The 15,400-nt window shown below is 47.9% G+C and carries 14 protein-coding genes; 8 read left to right on the top strand and 6 right to left on the bottom strand.

All coding sequences use genetic code 11. From position 1 onward, the window contains the following. The first annotated feature begins 213 nt into the window (after window positions 1–213). From EZJ49_RS03155 to aat, 3 genes are read left to right on the top strand one after another with little or no spacing between them, the layout of a single operon-like run. On the top strand, window positions 214–1,650 hold the full coding sequence (locus EZJ49_RS03155; RefSeq protein ID WP_262554260.1) for a RecQ family ATP-dependent DNA helicase: 1,437 nt from the start codon (window positions 214–216) through the stop codon (window positions 1,648–1,650). Window positions 1,651–1,661: 11 nt separating this feature from the next. Next, window positions 1,662–2,735: a PQQ-dependent sugar dehydrogenase gene (locus EZJ49_RS03150; RefSeq protein WP_262554258.1), complete on the top strand. Its 1,074-nt coding sequence runs from the start codon at window positions 1,662–1,664 to the stop codon at window positions 2,733–2,735. After that, window positions 2,735–3,400, top strand: coding sequence for a leucyl/phenylalanyl-tRNA--protein transferase (gene aat / locus EZJ49_RS03145; RefSeq protein ID WP_262554256.1), 666 nt, complete (start codon window positions 2,735–2,737; stop codon window positions 3,398–3,400). The genes EZJ49_RS03150 and aat overlap by 1 nt, the downstream gene beginning before the upstream one ends. A 30-nt stretch (window positions 3,401–3,430) precedes the next feature. Here aat and EZJ49_RS03140 read toward each other — a convergent pair whose 3' ends face one another. Both EZJ49_RS03140 and EZJ49_RS03135 read right to left on the bottom strand, forming a co-directional pair. After that, window positions 3,431–4,018, bottom strand: coding sequence for a hypothetical protein (locus tag EZJ49_RS03140; RefSeq protein ID WP_262554254.1), 588 nt, complete (start codon window positions 4,016–4,018; stop codon window positions 3,431–3,433). Next, window positions 4,018–4,587 carry a cell wall hydrolase gene (locus EZJ49_RS03135; RefSeq protein ID WP_262554253.1) on the bottom strand — a complete coding sequence of 190 codons (570 nt, stop codon included), beginning with the start codon at window positions 4,585–4,587 and terminating at the stop codon, window positions 4,018–4,020. Before EZJ49_RS03135 ends, EZJ49_RS03140 begins: the two co-directional genes overlap by 1 nt. Window positions 4,588–4,792: 205 nt before the next feature. On the opposite strand from EZJ49_RS03135, the gene EZJ49_RS03130 reads away from it, so the two are divergent. The 5 genes from EZJ49_RS03130 to EZJ49_RS03110 all read left to right on the top strand — a co-directional run bounded on the left by EZJ49_RS03130 (window position 4,793) and on the right by EZJ49_RS03110 (window position 11,749). Continuing rightward, complete coding sequence (locus EZJ49_RS03130; RefSeq protein WP_262554251.1) at window positions 4,793–5,968, top strand: hypothetical protein; 1,176 nt, start codon at window positions 4,793–4,795, stop codon at window positions 5,966–5,968. After that, a complete protein-coding gene (locus tag EZJ49_RS03125) occupies window positions 5,965–7,257 on the top strand; it encodes an ankyrin repeat domain-containing protein (protein ID WP_262554249.1) in 1,293 nt (430 codons plus the stop codon). The genes EZJ49_RS03130 and EZJ49_RS03125 overlap by 4 nt, the downstream gene beginning before the upstream one ends. Window positions 7,258–7,400: 143 nt before the next feature. Next, window positions 7,401–9,044 carry a hypothetical protein gene (locus EZJ49_RS03120; RefSeq protein WP_262554248.1) on the top strand — a complete coding sequence of 548 codons (1,644 nt, stop codon included), beginning with the start codon at window positions 7,401–7,403 and terminating at the stop codon, window positions 9,042–9,044. Next, window positions 9,045–9,923, top strand: coding sequence for a trypsin-like serine peptidase (locus EZJ49_RS03115; protein WP_262554246.1), 879 nt, complete (start codon window positions 9,045–9,047; stop codon window positions 9,921–9,923). A gap of 8 nt (window positions 9,924–9,931) precedes the next feature. Next, window positions 9,932–11,749 carry an ABC-F family ATP-binding cassette domain-containing protein gene (locus EZJ49_RS03110; RefSeq protein ID WP_262554244.1) on the top strand — a complete coding sequence of 606 codons (1,818 nt, stop codon included), beginning with the start codon at window positions 9,932–9,934 and terminating at the stop codon, window positions 11,747–11,749. 47 nt (window positions 11,750–11,796) lie between these two features. Here the strand turns inward: EZJ49_RS03110 and EZJ49_RS03105 are convergent, their stop codons facing one another. The 4 genes from EZJ49_RS03105 to EZJ49_RS03090 are packed head-to-tail and all read right to left on the bottom strand — an operon-like array spanning window position 11,797 to window position 15,235. Then, complete coding sequence (locus tag EZJ49_RS03105) at window positions 11,797–12,084, bottom strand: hypothetical protein (protein WP_262554242.1); 288 nt, start codon at window positions 12,082–12,084, stop codon at window positions 11,797–11,799. Window positions 12,085–12,102: 18 nt separating this feature from the next. Beyond that, window positions 12,103–13,017, bottom strand: coding sequence for a hypothetical protein (locus EZJ49_RS03100; protein WP_262554240.1), 915 nt, complete (start codon window positions 13,015–13,017; stop codon window positions 12,103–12,105). Window positions 13,018–13,043: 26 nt separating this feature from the next. Beyond that, window positions 13,044–14,507, bottom strand: coding sequence for a TolC family protein (locus EZJ49_RS03095; protein WP_262554239.1), 1,464 nt, complete (start codon window positions 14,505–14,507; stop codon window positions 13,044–13,046). Continuing rightward, the gene (locus EZJ49_RS03090; RefSeq protein WP_262554237.1) at window positions 14,501–15,235 is read right to left on the bottom strand and encodes a hypothetical protein; all 735 of its coding nucleotides are present in this window, start codon (window positions 15,233–15,235) and stop codon (window positions 14,501–14,503) included. The genes EZJ49_RS03095 and EZJ49_RS03090 overlap by 7 nt, the downstream gene beginning before the upstream one ends. Window positions 15,236–15,400 lie beyond the last annotated feature (165 nt).

Here is a 15,400-nt window from a genome sequence, read left to right as displayed (position 1 = left end):
AACCGCTGTTTTCATTAGCAAAATTTATGAAAGCAATCGAATTATCATCAAATACTACTAAGTGCAAAAAAAGATTCTAGCCCAGATTCACGACGCGCCGCTTCTGCAAAAGTAAGCAGGTACCTTTTGATCGCGCAGGGTACCTTTTGGTCGGGGCGGGGGCTGATGTAACTTTTGCGCCTGCTTTCTTCGTAGCGTAGACTGATCGGCACTATGGTCGATCTTCTTCAGCTTTTAAAAGCGAACTTTCCTTTTACTTCTTTTCGGGGCGAGCAAGAGTCCATTCTGCGCAAAGTTTGGGCAGATGAAAACCTGCTGGCGTTGATGCCGACGGGAATGGGAAAAAGTCTCTGTTTTCAGTTTCCGGCGAAAACCCGGGAAGGTCTTGTGGTGGTCATTTCGCCCTTGATCGCTTTGATGCAGGATCAGGCGCAAAAAGCCCAGGAGCTGGGGATTTCTGCCACCTTTTTAAGCTCCACTTTAAGCCGCGAAGAACGAGAATCCCGACAGGCAAAGTTGGCGCAAGGGGCTTATAAACTGATTTATGTGACCCCTGAACGCTTTCGTAAATCCGAATTTCTTCAGGCTATTGAAAAACGCCAGATCCAGCTTCTGGCCGTCGATGAGGCCCACTGTATTTCCCAGTGGGGTCATGACTTCCGTCCGGACTATTCCCGGGTCGGGGAGTTCCGTGCGCTGCTGGGAAATCCTCCGACGCTGGCTCTGACCGCCACGGCCACACCGGAGGTTCAAAAAGACATTCTAAAAAAACTGAATATCGAGGACGCGCCCATTATTTCCGCCGGGATTGAACGGCCGAATCTGGCTTTGAACGTGCATGACATTTACGGCCTTGATGAAAAGATCCGCGCGATCGTGGGGCTTCGTCATCAGTTTGGGGGCACGGCGATTGTCTATTGTTCCTTGATTCAAACGCTGAAGAAGATTTCGTCATCATTGAATCGCATGGGCATTCAGCATCTGGTGTACCATGGTGACTTGCAACCTCAGGAGCGTAAACGCAATCAGAAGGCCTTCCAAAGCGAGGAGGCTCCGCTGATGGTCGCAACCCCGGCCTTCGGGTTGGGGATTGATAAAAGCAATGTGCGCCTGTTGATTCACGCCGAGACTCCGAATTCTTTGGAATCTTATTTTCAGGAAGTCGGTCGCGCAGGACGTGACGGGTTGGAGTCCTTCTGTCATTTGCTGTACGATCAGGACGATGTCAGCATTCAGATGGAGTTTTTGAAATGGTCCCATCCGGAGCCTGAATTCATTCGCAAGATATACCAACTGATAGAAGACAAAAGAATGCAGGTGGATCAGGGGGGATTTGACTTCCTTCGCGAACAAATGAATTTTAGAAATCGCCGGGATTTCCGTTCTGAAGCCGCCGTCAGTATTCTGGAGCGCTGGGGCTGTCTGCAAAAGTCCGATGATCCGTTTCCTTATGCTTGCGTGCAGGCTCCGACGGATGAACAATTTATTACAGAAAATGGAGAAGCCATTTTGCGCGCACAAAACACGAAGCTTTTGCAAATGGTGCAGTGGGCGAATCAGGACAGTGAGTGCCGGATGAACCGAATCTACAGCTACTTCGGGCATGATCACCAAACCCCTTGTGGAAAGTGTGATATCTGCACCCGATAAAAGGAGGACGTATGAAGAAACTTGCCAGTGTTCTGCTATTGACCCTTCTGACAAGTCGGGCTGGAGCGAAACTCCCGCTGGAAAAACTAAAACTACCACCGGGCTTTTCCATTTCTGTCTGGGCACAGGTTCCGGGGGCAAGATCTCTGGCGCAGGCGCCGGACGGGCGCGTGTTTGTCGGATCCCGTTCCGGAGATAAAGTGTATGTCGTGAAGAATGGAAGGACCCAGATTTTTGCGCAGGGACTGGACAGCCCTAATGGCGTGGCCTTTAAAGATGGCAAAGTTTATATCGCAGAAATTGCCAGCATTCATGAATACGATGGCAATGCAAATGCCAAGCTCCCGGCGAAACCTCTGCGCACTTTGCCGCAGAAGTTTCCCACAGATACGCATCATGGCTGGAAGTTCATTCGCTTCGGACCTGATGGCAAGCTGTATGTTCCTGTCGGAGCCAATTGTAATATCTGTGATCCCGGCAAAGATTACGCGCGTATTTACCGCATCGACGTGAATGGCACTTCCAAAGAAGAAGTGGCTTCGGGCGTGCGCAACACGGTCGGTTTTGATTTTCACCCTGAAAGCAAAGAACTTTGGTTCACCGATAATGGCCGCGACTGGCTGGGGGATGACCGTCCTCCTTGTGAGGTCAATCGTCTGACAGCGCCGGGACAGAACTTTGGATTCCCTTTCTGTCATGGCAAGAATATTTTGGACCCGGAATTTGGCAAGGGTAAAAACTGCGCCGATTACGTGGCGCCGGCGGTGGAGCTGCGAGCGCATGTGGCCCCTTTGGGAATGCGCTTTTATACTGGGAAAATGTTTCCGGCCGAATATCGCAACAGTATTATTCTGGCAGAACATGGTTCCTGGAATCGTTCGGCCCCGCAGGGGTATCGTCTGACATTTGTAAAAATCAACGGCTCGCAGGTGGAAAAGACCGAGGGCTTTATTGACGGCTGGTTGCAGGGGGATTCTGCGTGGGGACGTCCGGTGGATGTTGAGGTTATGCCGGATGGATCTTTGCTGGTTTCCGATGACAAGGCGGGAGTGATCTATCGTCTTATCTACAAGGCTTTGAAATAATGCAGGGAAAGCTTCGTTCATCGGTCGATTTTCCGGATGCGCGTGACACCTTGGCCGAGGGGATTATTGCCATTGGGGGAGTGCTCGATGTCGGCACGCTTTATACGGCGTACAGCAAGGGTATTTTTCCGTGGCCTCAGCCCGGTTTGCCAATGCTGTGGTTTTCGCCTGAGCAGCGAGGGATCTTGGATTTTCAGGATTTCCATGTGCCGGAAAGTTTAAAGCGTTTTCGCCGTCGTCATTCTGAAATTACTTTTACTGTGAATAAGGATTTTCATCAGGTGCTGGAAGAGTGCTCCAAACAGCCACGCCCTGGACAGGACGGGACCTGGATCACGACGCAGATGAAGCGCGCCTATCTGGAATTCTTCAAGGCGGGTTTTTGCATGTCGGTTGAAGTGCGAGAAAACAACATCCTGATCGGTGGGATCTACGGTGTTCTGGTGGAAGGTGTTTTTAGTGGTGAAAGCATGTTCTATAAAAAACCCAATGCCTCGAAGCTTGCCTTATGGCGGCTGGTTGAGGTGCTGTCAGAAATGGGACATCAATGGATGGATGTGCAGATGGTTACACCTGTGATTGCCAGCATGGGTGGGAAGCTCGTGGACCGTGAGTACTATCTGGATATGTTGGAACAGAGACATTTTCAGTACGAAACCACATGACGGATTTCGTACTGATTGGAATGAAATGAATTACTGAAGAATGACCTGAGCCGCTTTGCCGTCTTTTATTTCATAGACAGATGCAGAGCCCATATATCTTTCAACCTGAACTCCGATCTTTTTCCCCAATTTTTTTGCATGTTCGCCATCAGCAGGCAGCACATACAGAGGAATGCCGGATTCGGCAGATTTTGATTTGTCGATCTTTGGCAGTACCGTGGATTTGATATTGGCTATAGTCCAGGAATGGATCTCCACGGCCTGCCAGGTCTTGTCCTTTTTTGTCAGGGCCACGGCATATTGACGGTGCAGATCACTGCCCAGAAGAACAATGTCTTTTTCCCCGTTATTGTCCAAGTCTGCGATGAAGGCCATGGGAACACCGTTGGGTTCGACCTCTTTGATCAGGTTTAGAACAGATTCACTGTAGTCCTTCAAATCGAAAACAATAAATTCCGGATTCCAGTTGATCAGTGCTTTTTTTGCCTCTGCAGGCAAAGAGATTCTGGCGTTTCCGTCTTTAATAACAACTTCGGCCATGTCTGTTTTGGAAACATCCACCGGAGCCGCGTTACAAAGAGTGCTAAAAAGAAGGGTTGCAACAAGTGGTTTTATCATTATCGAACTCCTGACGCGCTTTTTTTGCTGCTGCTGCCACCGCTGGTTTTTTTCTGAGAGGTTTTGCCGTTGGCCCCCAGCTTTTTCGGGCAGGACTCACCACGGGGAACCAGGAAGGCATGATTGTCGATGACTCCACATCTTGTCATGCTTCGCGCCCAGTAGGGGCGGGCTACCTGAGGATTGTAATAATAGATGATATCATTGGGGCCTTCCTTGACTGCCAGAGCAACCGCCTTTTTACATTGCTCCAGACCCTTTTTGTCGTCACTTCGGGTGGGGGAAATATTATTTGGATGTCTATCCTGAGTCCAACTGAACTGACTGTCTTCATAAATAACACCGCAGGCGGTATCAGGGTGCGCGTTGGCTTCCATACGGGACAGGACGACCTTGGTTACGGCCACCATGCCATCGAAGGCTTCGCCCCGGGATTCATGGTAGCAATTGCAGACCATGCAATTGGTGGCTGACTGCTTTCGGTTGCAAGTCATTGCCGCGAAAGCTTCAGAATTTAAAAAAGACACGCCAATAAATGTAGTTAGTAAAGCAACGATCTGTATTCTCATTAAGTTCAGTTTAACTGTGGAAGACTGAATCGGAAGTTTTTTTTGATTTTCGTCAGGACTTTGGATGTTTTACTGTTCCAAACTTCCGCCCAAGGTCCAGTGTTCGCGTGCGGAACAGGAAATGTCACCGTGGTTAACCGATTTACAGCATTAACCATTTGAACCGGGCATGGCGCGGGAATGAGGCTTGCAGATAAGCGCAGCGATGGAAGTGTCAGGTCGTTTTGTCATATCCGGAATCTTAACTCTGTTGCTGCTGGCAACGGGGGGGTGTTCTTTTAAAAAGAACCCGGCGTCCGGCCATGCCCAAGTGATTGTGGTTGAAGAAAAGGCACGCCCGCTTGTCCTTCCAAGCATAGAAGAGATCATTGCAGGTGAGGATGAAGAAGCGGCTATTGAGCAGTTGGCTGAGCGAAAGAGCGAAGTCGATGGCCTTGCAAAAAACACATCTGCCAGCGCAATTGATTTCGCTATTAAATACAAGAAAACCAAAATTTTAAGCTATTTACTGATCAGCGGTCACAGCCCCTTTGTCCTGAATCAGGATAGCCGTGAGAAGATTGGATATGATCAGGAGCTGAATAGTCTTATCAAGTCTGCTCAAAAAGAGAGCTTTGACGATATTATTGCAAGTCACCGGCAGGGCTTGGCAGTCTTTTACGCACGCCTTGAAGAGTACCAATTGGGGCCGGGAGGGTGTGAAGATCTCGCTGACACCCTTGTGAAGAGCATTTATACCGCAGGCGCATCCACACAATCAGTTTTTTTGGAAGTCGTTAATAGTAAAGTCTGCTCCCCATATAAGGATCGTTTTTCTCTGGAGAAAATTTCTGAATGGATTAGCTTTGAATACTTCTATCAGTTCCAATCCGCATTTAAGGATACGAGCTTTCTCGCAACGCTGATGACCCTGAAGAAGCTTACAACAATCAGCATCATGGTTCCTGCGGGTGGCTGGCATTCAGATCAAATGGGACTTATTTCAAGTCATGTGGAAGTCAGTCCCGTGACTATGCTCATGTTAAAAAAGCCGTGCTTTCAGAATGATACCTCTTTTGATAAGTGGCTGGATGTTGCAACCAGACTGATTAACCCGGAGGTCGGTGCATACTCATATCCGTATGTGTTCTCAGAGGGGTTAAATGGGGCTGGCCAGTACTGTGGAGAGGAAAAAAAGTATTGTTCAGAGAATGACGAGAACATTGCCAGTATGTGGGCGTTGTTCCGCTATCAGTTCCCTGATGTCCGTTTGTCGAAGGCGCAATTCCAGGAGCTGTATAGCGGACGCTCTCTTGACTCAAGCTCCACCGGCCTCAGCCAGGCTGACGGGGAAAAGTTTCGCGCGGAACTTTGCAGTCTTCCGGAAAGGAGAAGTCAATGATGAGAGTTCTCTTTCTGTTGGTTGTAATTCTGGCCTTGCAAGCCTGTTCCTTTGGTAAAGATTCTTACGACAATAGCGATTTAATTGTGAGACAGGCGGCTGATCCTGTGGCGTCTTTACAGCAGAAGAATGTGCTTGCTGCAGTTCGTTCAGGTAATGTTGCAATAGTCGAGCGGGAATTACAGAAGCTGCAAATATCTGAATACTCCTTTGCTGGACTGGCAGAGACCCCGTTGGGCCTGGCCGTAAGGTCGGACAGTTTGGAAATTGCAAAATTTTTGATAGACAGGTCTGTGGGCCCGTATAACTTGGGGAGTGAACAGGTTTCGTTTGACGAGAATGCGTTAAGGCGACGTCATCAGGATCTTTTGAGGTTGCTAAATCATGCCCGGAAGTTGCGGGAGATCAAAACTGATGGTGTTAATGAGACAACGGCTTTCGTGCTGGAATTTTATTTAAAGAAGATAAAAGAAATTCTGGAAAAAGTAGTTGCTGGAAACATGGATGCGGCATTGTCAGCAGTTGATAGGACGGGGTTATCCTGTCTATTCGTGCAGTCGCAAGTCATACAGAGTGTCCAGTTGGGTGAGATTGCCGGTTCCGAAGCAATAATCAATTTCTTAAGAAAAGTTCGCTGCGAGCAAAGGTTAAGTTCTTCGAACATTCAAATGCTATATGAGGCAGAGCTTATCAGGCAATTTCAGGCATTGTTTGAAGCTCCGGCCCTGCTGGGCTATCTTAGCTATCAGCCGAATTTGAAAACTACTATGTGGAATATTGATAACTCCGGAATCTTTTTAGCTCCGGAATTACTGATTAGAATTGCCTGGTCTGAAGATAACGAGTTCTTAAAGGTGGGGCAGTGTTCTCCCTCTGGTCGAAGTGACCATGAGCCTTGTGGCGACAATCTTGACGAAGATGATCGGGTACAAAAAATTATCACAGCTTCAGGGATTAAAAAGTCGAGATTTGAAATTATTAAGACACTCGAGGGGAAGGTTGCTTCTTGGAGTAGGTATTATCCTCGGGAAGTGCGTCCAATACTTGCTGAGGCTGATGTTATCTACTTTTTCACAAGCTTCTACTGCTCCGGAAAGGCAGACTTTTCGGGCGTGACCTTTCCGTATTTGGCAGGAGTAAAGGACGAAGACCTTCTTGGGGAATCAATTCCATGGAAGGCGGCACTCCTAACTCGGCCAGATAGTATTCCTCCCTTGACGGACGAGTATGAGGAGGAGCCTGAAAAGGATATTCCCCCTGATCTCATATGGTCATCCGGCAGGAATTGACTGTCTCATTTCAAAACAGTGAAAGACGAGAATTGTTCTTTGTTTAATCTCTAGACAGCAATTTAGGCTCAAACCCCATGATTTCGCAGGCATAGGCGTTGCAAACCTTCCATTGTGAAATAGAAAACAATTGGGAGGCTTAAATGTCTAAGAGAAGTTTGATTGCAAAAGGTCTTGTGACGTTGTCTTTGTTCACACAGCACTTTGCGTGGGCGCAAAGTCATAAGGTGGAAAGACCACCACAGTTTGTGCTGTTTGCTTTTGACGGCTCTTACAACAACGACGTTTGGCAGTACTCCCGTGACTATTCTCAGATGAGAAAAGATCGTGGAGTGGACACTCGTTTTACTTTCTTTATCAATCCGGTGTACTTGCTGAGCCCAGAAAATAAAACCACCTACAATCCACCGGGAATGCGCTTGACCAGGGACTCTAAGAATAATGTGGTTGCTACAAGAAATCGTGGATCGGCAATTGGCTGGGGTGATGACCGTGAGGATATTTCCCAGCGTATTGATCAGATGAATGATGCTTATCGTGAAGGTCATGAGATTGGCTCTCATGCCGTTGGACACTTCGATGCAGGATACAAAGAGTGTGAAATGTCCTCTGTTACGCGTAAATGCGTGCGTGATTCAGGTGGCAACATTAAATGGAAGTGGGACTTGCGCTGGTCCGAGGCAGACTGGAAATCTGAGTTCCAGCAATTCTACTACATCGTGGACAATGTTTTCTCTTTGAATAAAATCCGCCCGAAAGAACAGCCGGGTCTCTTGTTCCGTAATCACATGAATGGTTTCCGTGCGCCTGTTTTGGGTGTAAGTGATGGTTTGTGGCCGAATCTTCCTAAATTCGGTATTAGATATGATACTTCCAAGTTGAACATGCCGAATTACTGGCCTGAGAAAAACGAGTATGGAACCTGGAACTTCCCGTTGGCTGAAGTTCCGGAACCGGGTGGATCTCGTCGCTGGATTTCCATGGATTATAACTATTGCGTTCGTGACTCTGCCCGTGTTTTGAAGGAAGAACCTCAGACAATGCAGATGATGACTACAGATAGACACGGTCAAACAGTGAAGGCCAATAAAGCTCGTGACTGCTTGAATACGGTCTCCACTGCGCAGAAAGCGAAAGTGAAAGCAAACATGCTTGAAATCTATCGCAGTTACTTCAATACGAACTACTATGGCAATCGTGCGCCGGTTCATATTGGTCATCACTTCTCTAAATGGATGGGTGGCGCTTACTACGAGACTTTCTTTGAGTTTGCTAATGAAGTATGTTCCAAACCTGAAGTGAAGTGCGTAACTTACTCTGAACTTATGAACTTCCTTGAAAGCAAAAAGGCGTCTGATATTGCAGCCTTCAAAAAAGGTGAGTTTGCCAAGTTGCCACGCCCTAAGTCCACCACGTCACCACGTCACTTGGATTTGGCGATTCAGATGACGCCGGATCAGGATTTGATGAAAATTTCCCTGACTGGTCGTGATGCCAAACTCAAAGGTCTGAAACAGTTTGTAACTGTGGGTGATACAACTCAAGAGATTAACGGTACAGTTGACCTAAGAGATGTTCGTCAATGGTCTGAAGCTGGACAGGATGCCCTGGTGCGTATCTCTATCGAAAATAGAGCTAATAAAGAGATCGCCACTGCGACTTATAAAGTAAAAGCCATCGGAACAGACATTGAGTCTGTTGATGCTGAAAATATCGAAACCCGCTGGGAACAAGGCCACTTGCCTGAAGCTCACGCAGATGAAATGGATTTCACCAAAGGACACTAAGTGAAATTGGTCCGTGCCGTCCTGATGGGGACATTACTGCTAAACTTATTCGGGTGTGGAGGAAGCTCCACGCCCGGTTCTGTTTCAAGCCCTGAAAAGCACGGACAGGGAGTGATCTATGGAGATGACTCTGTTCGGGATGTTTCAGCCGAGATGCTGAACCTTGGAAGCAGCTTTGCACTGGTTTCCCGTGAAAGCTGGGAGCTTTTCAAAGAGTCCGGTGAGACCGATTTTATCAATGAAATCTATGCCACCGGCAGTGAGTTGGAATGGGGAGAGCAAAGTCATCTTGCTTTTTGTTCAGGTGTTTTAATGAAATCCGATGTGGTTTTGACGGCAGGCCATTGTATCACCGACGAACATACATGTGAAAATACCGTTTTTGTCAGAAATTATCGTAAGAATGTGCCAGCGTCTGAAATGGAAGTATTTAACTGCAAGAAAGTCAGCCATCGTCGCCATGACTTTGCTAATGGGTTGGACTATGCGGTGGTGAAGCTAACTGAAACAGTTAATGCGGCGGCGGCACAACCGGATATGGTGGCGTTACGGGAAGGGGCCGAGATTTACTCACTGGGATATCCTTTGGGCAGCCCACTGAAGAAGGCTGATGGTAAAATTCGCTCTGCATATGCAAACAACGGAATGATGATTTCAGAGCTGGATGTCTTTGAAGGAAATTCTGGTTCTCCGATTTATTCCAAAGACCGCAATAAGCTGATTGGCATTCTTTCCAGTGGTGAGAACGACTTTAACGACCCGACATTTGGCGATGCTCCGACTGATGTATCAGTGCGCCATTGCCTTGAAAATGAGTGTCTGGGCGAATTTATCACGCCCATCGAGAAAATTCTGGCCGATATCGAGAATCAACTGTAAGTTGGGTCATGCTTCTTATTAATACCCATAAATTAGAGAAATCCTTTGCAGGCAAGGTCCTGTTTAAGAATGTCAGCCTTGGAATTGAGGAAGGCGAACGTGTGGGCTTGGTGGGCCCGAATGGAGCTGGTAAGTCCACGCTGCTAAAAATTCTTGCGGGAAAAATGTCCCCTGATTCGGGTGAAGTGACCGCCAAGAAGGGTTTGCGGCTGGGGTATCTGGAGCAGACACCGCTTTTTAAGCCCAATGAAACCATTTTGGAGGCTATCTTAAGCAAATGTCAGGATGAACACGAATCCATCGGGGCGGCATACGAATGGATTGCCCGTTTGGAGCTTTCTCAGTTCGGTGAAAATTTTCTGGTGCAGGATTTGTCCGGCGGTTGGAAAAAGCGCGTGGCACTGGCGCGAGAGCTGGTGCTGGGGCCTGAACTTCTTTTGCTCGATGAACCGACGAATCATCTGGATGTGTCCAGTATTATGTGGTTGGAGGAATTCCTAAGCCGTGCGCCGTTTGCGACGCTGACGATCACGCACGATCGCTTATTCCTGCAAAGAACCGTGAATAAGATTTTTGATCTGGACCCGAAGAATCCGAACTATCTGATTTCCACCACTGGCGGTTATCTTGAGTTCCTCGAAGCTAAAGAGATTTTACTGGCCGGCCAGGAACAAAAAGAACTGGCGATGAAAAACACTCTTCGTCGCGAAACCGAATGGTTGCGTCGCGGGGCCAAGGCCCGTCTGACCAAACAAAAAGCGCGTATTGAACGGGCAGGCACCTTGAAAGAGGATGTGGAAGAACTGTCTGCGAAGAATGCCGCTCGCAAAGTAAAAATTGAATTTAAAGAAACCGACCGTAATCCGCAAAAGTTAATCGAAGTTGATCATGTGACGAAGTCCTATGATGGTCGCGTGCTCTTTAAGGACTTCAGTTATCTGGTGACACCGAAAACACGTCTGGCCTTGTTGGGGGATAACGGTTCCGGTAAGTCCACCTTGATTCGTATTTTGTTGCAGCAGGAACAGCCGAGTTCCGGTCGTGTGGTTCAGGCTGACAAACTCAAGATCTCTTATTTTGAACAGAACCGCGAAACTCTAAAACCAAAGGAATCAGTTCTTAAAAACATCTGCCCGGACGGGGATTATGTTCACTATCAGGGACAGTACGTTTTTGCGCGTAGTTATCTGGAAAGATTCCTTTTCAACCGTCAGCAAATGGATCTTCCGGTTGAAAAGCTGTCAGGTGGTGAGCAAAGCCGTCTGCGTATTGCCCAGTTGATGCTGAATGAGGCCCAGGTATTGGTGCTCGATGAACCGACCAATGATCTGGATGTGGCGACGCTGACCGTACTGGAAGACTCATTGAAGGAATTCAATGGCGCAGTAATTCTGGTCACGCATGATCGTTTCTTTATGGATCAGGTGGCCTCTGACATTCTGGCCTTCCATAAGCAGCCCGACGGTGAAACCACGATGGAGCGTTTCGCTGGATACATGCAGTGGGAAGAATGGTTTGATGAACAAAAAGAGCTTCAGGCGCAGGAGTTAAAGAAGGAAAAGAAAGTGGAAAAAGCAGCGGCCGCAGGCAAGCCGGTGAAGCTTTCTTTTAAGGAAAAATTTGAACTGGAAAATATGGAAACCACGATCTTTGATCTGGAAGCCAAACTTTCGGATTTGCAGACTGAAGCAGGAAAACCAGAGGTCGTCAGTCAAGCCAGCAAGGTGCAGGAACTGTATGCGCAGATTTCAGATTTGCAGGCTAAGATTGAAGCTTTGTATGCCCGCTGGGCCGAGCTGGAAAAGAAGTCTCAGGGACAGGGATAAGTCAGATAGAAAAAGAAAAGGGGCTTTCAAAAAAAGCCCCTTTTTTATTACTTGAAATCAACAGAGTAATTGGTCACTTGCTCTTCAGCAACTTCCCCCGGATAGCGAATGGTCTTGATGTTCAGAACCAAATCCAAAGCGTTTTGCTGGCCTTCACAGGAGTAGTACTTTTTGTACTTGCAGATATAGCCAAAGCAGAACTCCATTTTGGAAGCGCGAGTGTAAGCACACTGAACATCGTAAGTGTACTCAACCGAGCTTACCACTGAAGACACGCTTGAAGCCAAAGCAGGCTGAGCCAAAAATCCAAGTACGATCACAAAAAGCTTTTTCATAGGTTTACTCCCGAACAATTAAGGTTGTTTTTCCAGGGTGAACTTGCCACCACCGAAGCCCACACTTGTTGTCATATCGCCCGCAAATGCGCCATTTACAACTGTGCCATAAATAGTGGCTTTGTAATTGGAGCCCGGGTTAAAGCGTGGAGTGCCTTCCAAAGTCAGGCGGGCCGGGTTGGACTCGAAGTCGTATTCGCCCTTCAGGTTCAATGCGACAGTGCCGCTGGCATCGTCAGCACGGCTGAAATCACCGATCAAAGTTGGAATGGTGATCGCGCCGTTTGGAACTTCCTGAATGTAAAGTTTCACAGTGATGCCCACCAATTTACCATCAAAGGTGCCGCCCATCTGTTTTAGGGTGCCATTGTAAGTGCCCACGATGGTGTTCAGCTTCGCACGGATGCGCTCGTAGTATGCCACTTCTTCGCGGCCGGAATTGTTGCCGGAATTTTCACGGGTTTTCAGAACCACGTCCAGAATACCGATAGAACCGGCAATTCCCTTGGCTTCGCCCACAATTTTATCACCATTAACGTGAGCGTCGATGGTTTGGATGTCATCACGACCCAACGTGGAAAGGTCTTTCAGATTCACTAAAGAGATCGCGCCGGTTTCTTCCGTCAAAGCCACGATGAAGTCGAAGTTTCCACCGACTTTTTTCAAAGTGGCGTGAAGCTGGGACACCAGGCGAGTGGAACCGTCAGAGTTTTTACCGTTGGCCACTTTAAGGTCAAAGAATACAAGGTCCACTTCCTGAGCTCCGTCAGCTGTGGTCAATGTGCCTTTGTAAGTGCCGATCACAGGCTTATAGCTTTTTTGCAAAGCCTGGTTTCTTTCATTTTCGCGTTGTTTGTCAGCGTTTTTGTCCTGATCAAACGCACACGCAGACAAGCTTAGAACTGTCATGGCAAGGATAAGATTTTTCAACATAGCAACCCCTCTATAAAAATTAAAATCTATTTATCTGAAACCGCAGCGTCGTCCGGAATCAGTTCGTCACGGCTGGCCGCCCATTCATTCAACGCGATGGCATAGTCGCCCAGCGCACGAATGTACTGCACTTCCGAGTCAAAGTAGTTATTCATCGCCGTAATCAGAATGGATATATCGGTACGGCCCTGGTTGTAAGAACGATTCAGCTCTTGAGAAGCTTTTTCCCGGTAGCCTTTTTGTTTCAAGGCACTTTGCACGACGGCGTAAGTGGACTGCACTTTACGTTGCGCCTGCAGTTCCGTGTCTTCAGCTTCCAGCAACTGGCGGCTTAAACGGGTGGATTCAAGGTCTTTGGTCAGCTTGCGATTGATGATCTTTTCGTTCTGAACATCAGAACCGAATTTGTATTCAAAGCGCAGACCCATGTAATACTTCGGACGGGAACCGGAAACCACGTCAGAATAAGAACCTTCGGAATTTTCATCAACACCAGTGGTGTAAACCTTCCCGACAAAGTTCAAGGTTGGATAGCTTTCTGATTCTGCTGCTGACAGGGATTCAGATGCCGCTTCCACTTTCAGTTTCTGAGAACGAACAGAACGCAGGTCTTCCACTTTTTTCGTCGGCAGCTTCGGCACAGCCGGAATGCCTGCCGGGATCTGGAACTTGATCTCTGTACCCGGTTCCAAAGAAAGCAGGGTGATCAGGTTTTCCAGATTGTTCAGATAATCCGTGGAAGATGTCTTAACCTTTTGTTCACGGGTTTCAAATTCGGCCTGAATCTGTGGCAGGTCGCCGGGATTGGAATAACCCAAAGAGGTTTTGCGTTTTACCGCATCCACCAGTTTTTTTGTGCGATCACGGGATGCCACGGACTCTTTGAAATTTTCCTGTGCAACATAAGTGTTCCAGAACTGGCGGATTGCACCCATCACAACGTCTTCCAGTTCATTGGCGCGGGTGATGGTTTGCGCTTCATATGTCAGCTCAGCCGCATTCACGTTGCCACGATCCGCAACCCCGAAGAAGTTGCCAAGCAATGCCTGCTCCAGCAACAAGCCTGCACTGTCCAGAGTCTGCTCGCTTGGCGGCGGGTTGGTCGGCGAACCGTCATAGTCCACTTTTTGTGACAAACGGCTTAGCTCCAGGCCCAATGTGGTTCCGGTGGTGAACGGTTTGTTCAGGCTGACCGTTGTTTTATAGCGTTCAAACTTGTCTTCTTTGAGGTCGGAAGAAGTCAGCAAAGAAGCGGATTTATCGTATTCAAATCCACTTTCCGCCTTCAGTGTCCAGTCATACTTGGACAACGCTTCTGCCGGAGCCAGACGGAACTGCTGGTACTTCAGATTGACTTCCTTGGTCTGAAGACCCTGCTTCAAAACCAGTTCAGCCACAGTTCGTTGATTTAAAGTAATTTCCTTGGGAGCTTGGGCATAAGCTCCCTGCATTGCGGTCGTACTAAGGAAGGCGAGAAAAACTTTTACCATGTTACTTTTGTCCCTAATTCAAAGTTGTCTTTTTGAAGTGCGATTTCAGAGCTGTCTTTAAGAGATCTTTGTGTCCATTCAGTGAATACAGACCATTTGCTGCCGATCAGGAAATCAAGTCCGTAAGTCATGGAATTGAAAGAGCCTGTTTTGGAGAAAGTGGCAAAATCATTGGCGCTGGTCTGGGTGTAGCTCAGGCTGCCGATTTGCGGGGAAACGTTCAGGGACAACCAGCGCAGGCGGTCCCAGGACACATTCAATACCGGTCCGCCGCTGAACAAAGTGGTGTTCAAACGAGCATCATTGATTTCGTAACCGGATGGCAAAGTCACAGAGGTTTCCTGGGATGCCAGACTGCCTTTGGCGCGCAGACCGAATTTCCATAGAACTTGTTTTGTAGCGAACGCGGGGCTTAGAACTCCCAACTCCAGACCTGGCATTGTTGTAGAGCCATTTTTTCCAAGATCAAATGTGCCGGAGCCGTCTTTGGATGCGAAACCTTCCGGTTGGAAGCTTTGTACAGACAAGGCTGCGGAATATTTCCAGCTGCGTGTGATGATTTCCGGGCGGGGGTCTTGCAAAGTCAGCATGCCCTGAACTTGAGCGTCTGTGGCAGTGGTTCTTTCCAGTCCCTCAAATTTCGCTTCAGCAACGGCTTGTTGTTTCAAACTTTGAGCGCTGCAAACAACGGAAGAGAAAAGAACGGTTAAAAGAAGTCCCCATTTCATACTGTCACCCCTGAATAAATGTGCGTCAGGAATAGACTGCGTGTTGGGGGCTGTCAACCCTCCAGTAAGGTGCTTCGGCATCCTTTATAAATCCTATCATTTCAAGGCTTTGAGAGCGTTGTGTTGAAAGAAAAGCTGATGACTAATTTCAAGGCTTTACCTAGA

Origin of the sequence: Bdellovibrio bacteriovorus (genome assembly GCF_025558485.1) — a bacterium.
Lineage (GTDB): Bacteria > Bdellovibrionota > Bdellovibrionia > Bdellovibrionales > Bdellovibrionaceae > Bdellovibrio > Bdellovibrio bacteriovorus_G.
This window is presented reverse-complemented; position numbering and strand designations above follow the sequence as displayed.

Bases quoted from the DNA above. Each gene is read 5' to 3' on its own strand.
- EZJ49_RS03155 (WP_262554260.1), top strand. From the start codon at position 214: ATGGTCGATCTTCTTCAGCTTTTAAAAGCGAACTTTCCTTTTACTTCT.
- EZJ49_RS03150 (WP_262554258.1), top strand. From the start codon at position 1,662: ATGAAGAAACTTGCCAGTGTTCTGCTATTGACCCTTCTGACAAGTCGG.
- aat (WP_262554256.1), top strand. From the start codon at position 2,735: ATGCAGGGAAAGCTTCGTTCATCGGTCGATTTTCCGGATGCGCGTGAC.
- EZJ49_RS03140 (WP_262554254.1), bottom strand. From the start codon at position 4,018: ATGATAAAACCACTTGTTGCAACCCTTCTTTTTAGCACTCTTTGTAAC.
- EZJ49_RS03135 (WP_262554253.1), bottom strand. From the start codon at position 4,587: ATGAGAATACAGATCGTTGCTTTACTAACTACATTTATTGGCGTGTCT.
- EZJ49_RS03130 (WP_262554251.1), top strand. From the start codon at position 4,793: ATGGAAGTGTCAGGTCGTTTTGTCATATCCGGAATCTTAACTCTGTTG.
- EZJ49_RS03125 (WP_262554249.1), top strand. From the start codon at position 5,965: ATGATGAGAGTTCTCTTTCTGTTGGTTGTAATTCTGGCCTTGCAAGCC.
- EZJ49_RS03120 (WP_262554248.1), top strand. From the start codon at position 7,401: ATGTCTAAGAGAAGTTTGATTGCAAAAGGTCTTGTGACGTTGTCTTTG.
- EZJ49_RS03110 (WP_262554244.1), top strand. From the start codon at position 9,932: ATGCTTCTTATTAATACCCATAAATTAGAGAAATCCTTTGCAGGCAAG.
- EZJ49_RS03105 (WP_262554242.1), bottom strand. From the start codon at position 12,084: ATGAAAAAGCTTTTTGTGATCGTACTTGGATTTTTGGCTCAGCCTGCT.
- EZJ49_RS03100 (WP_262554240.1), bottom strand. From the start codon at position 13,017: ATGTTGAAAAATCTTATCCTTGCCATGACAGTTCTAAGCTTGTCTGCG.
- EZJ49_RS03095 (WP_262554239.1), bottom strand. From the start codon at position 14,507: ATGGTAAAAGTTTTTCTCGCCTTCCTTAGTACGACCGCAATGCAGGGA.
- EZJ49_RS03090 (WP_262554237.1), bottom strand. From the start codon at position 15,235: ATGAAATGGGGACTTCTTTTAACCGTTCTTTTCTCTTCCGTTGTTTGC.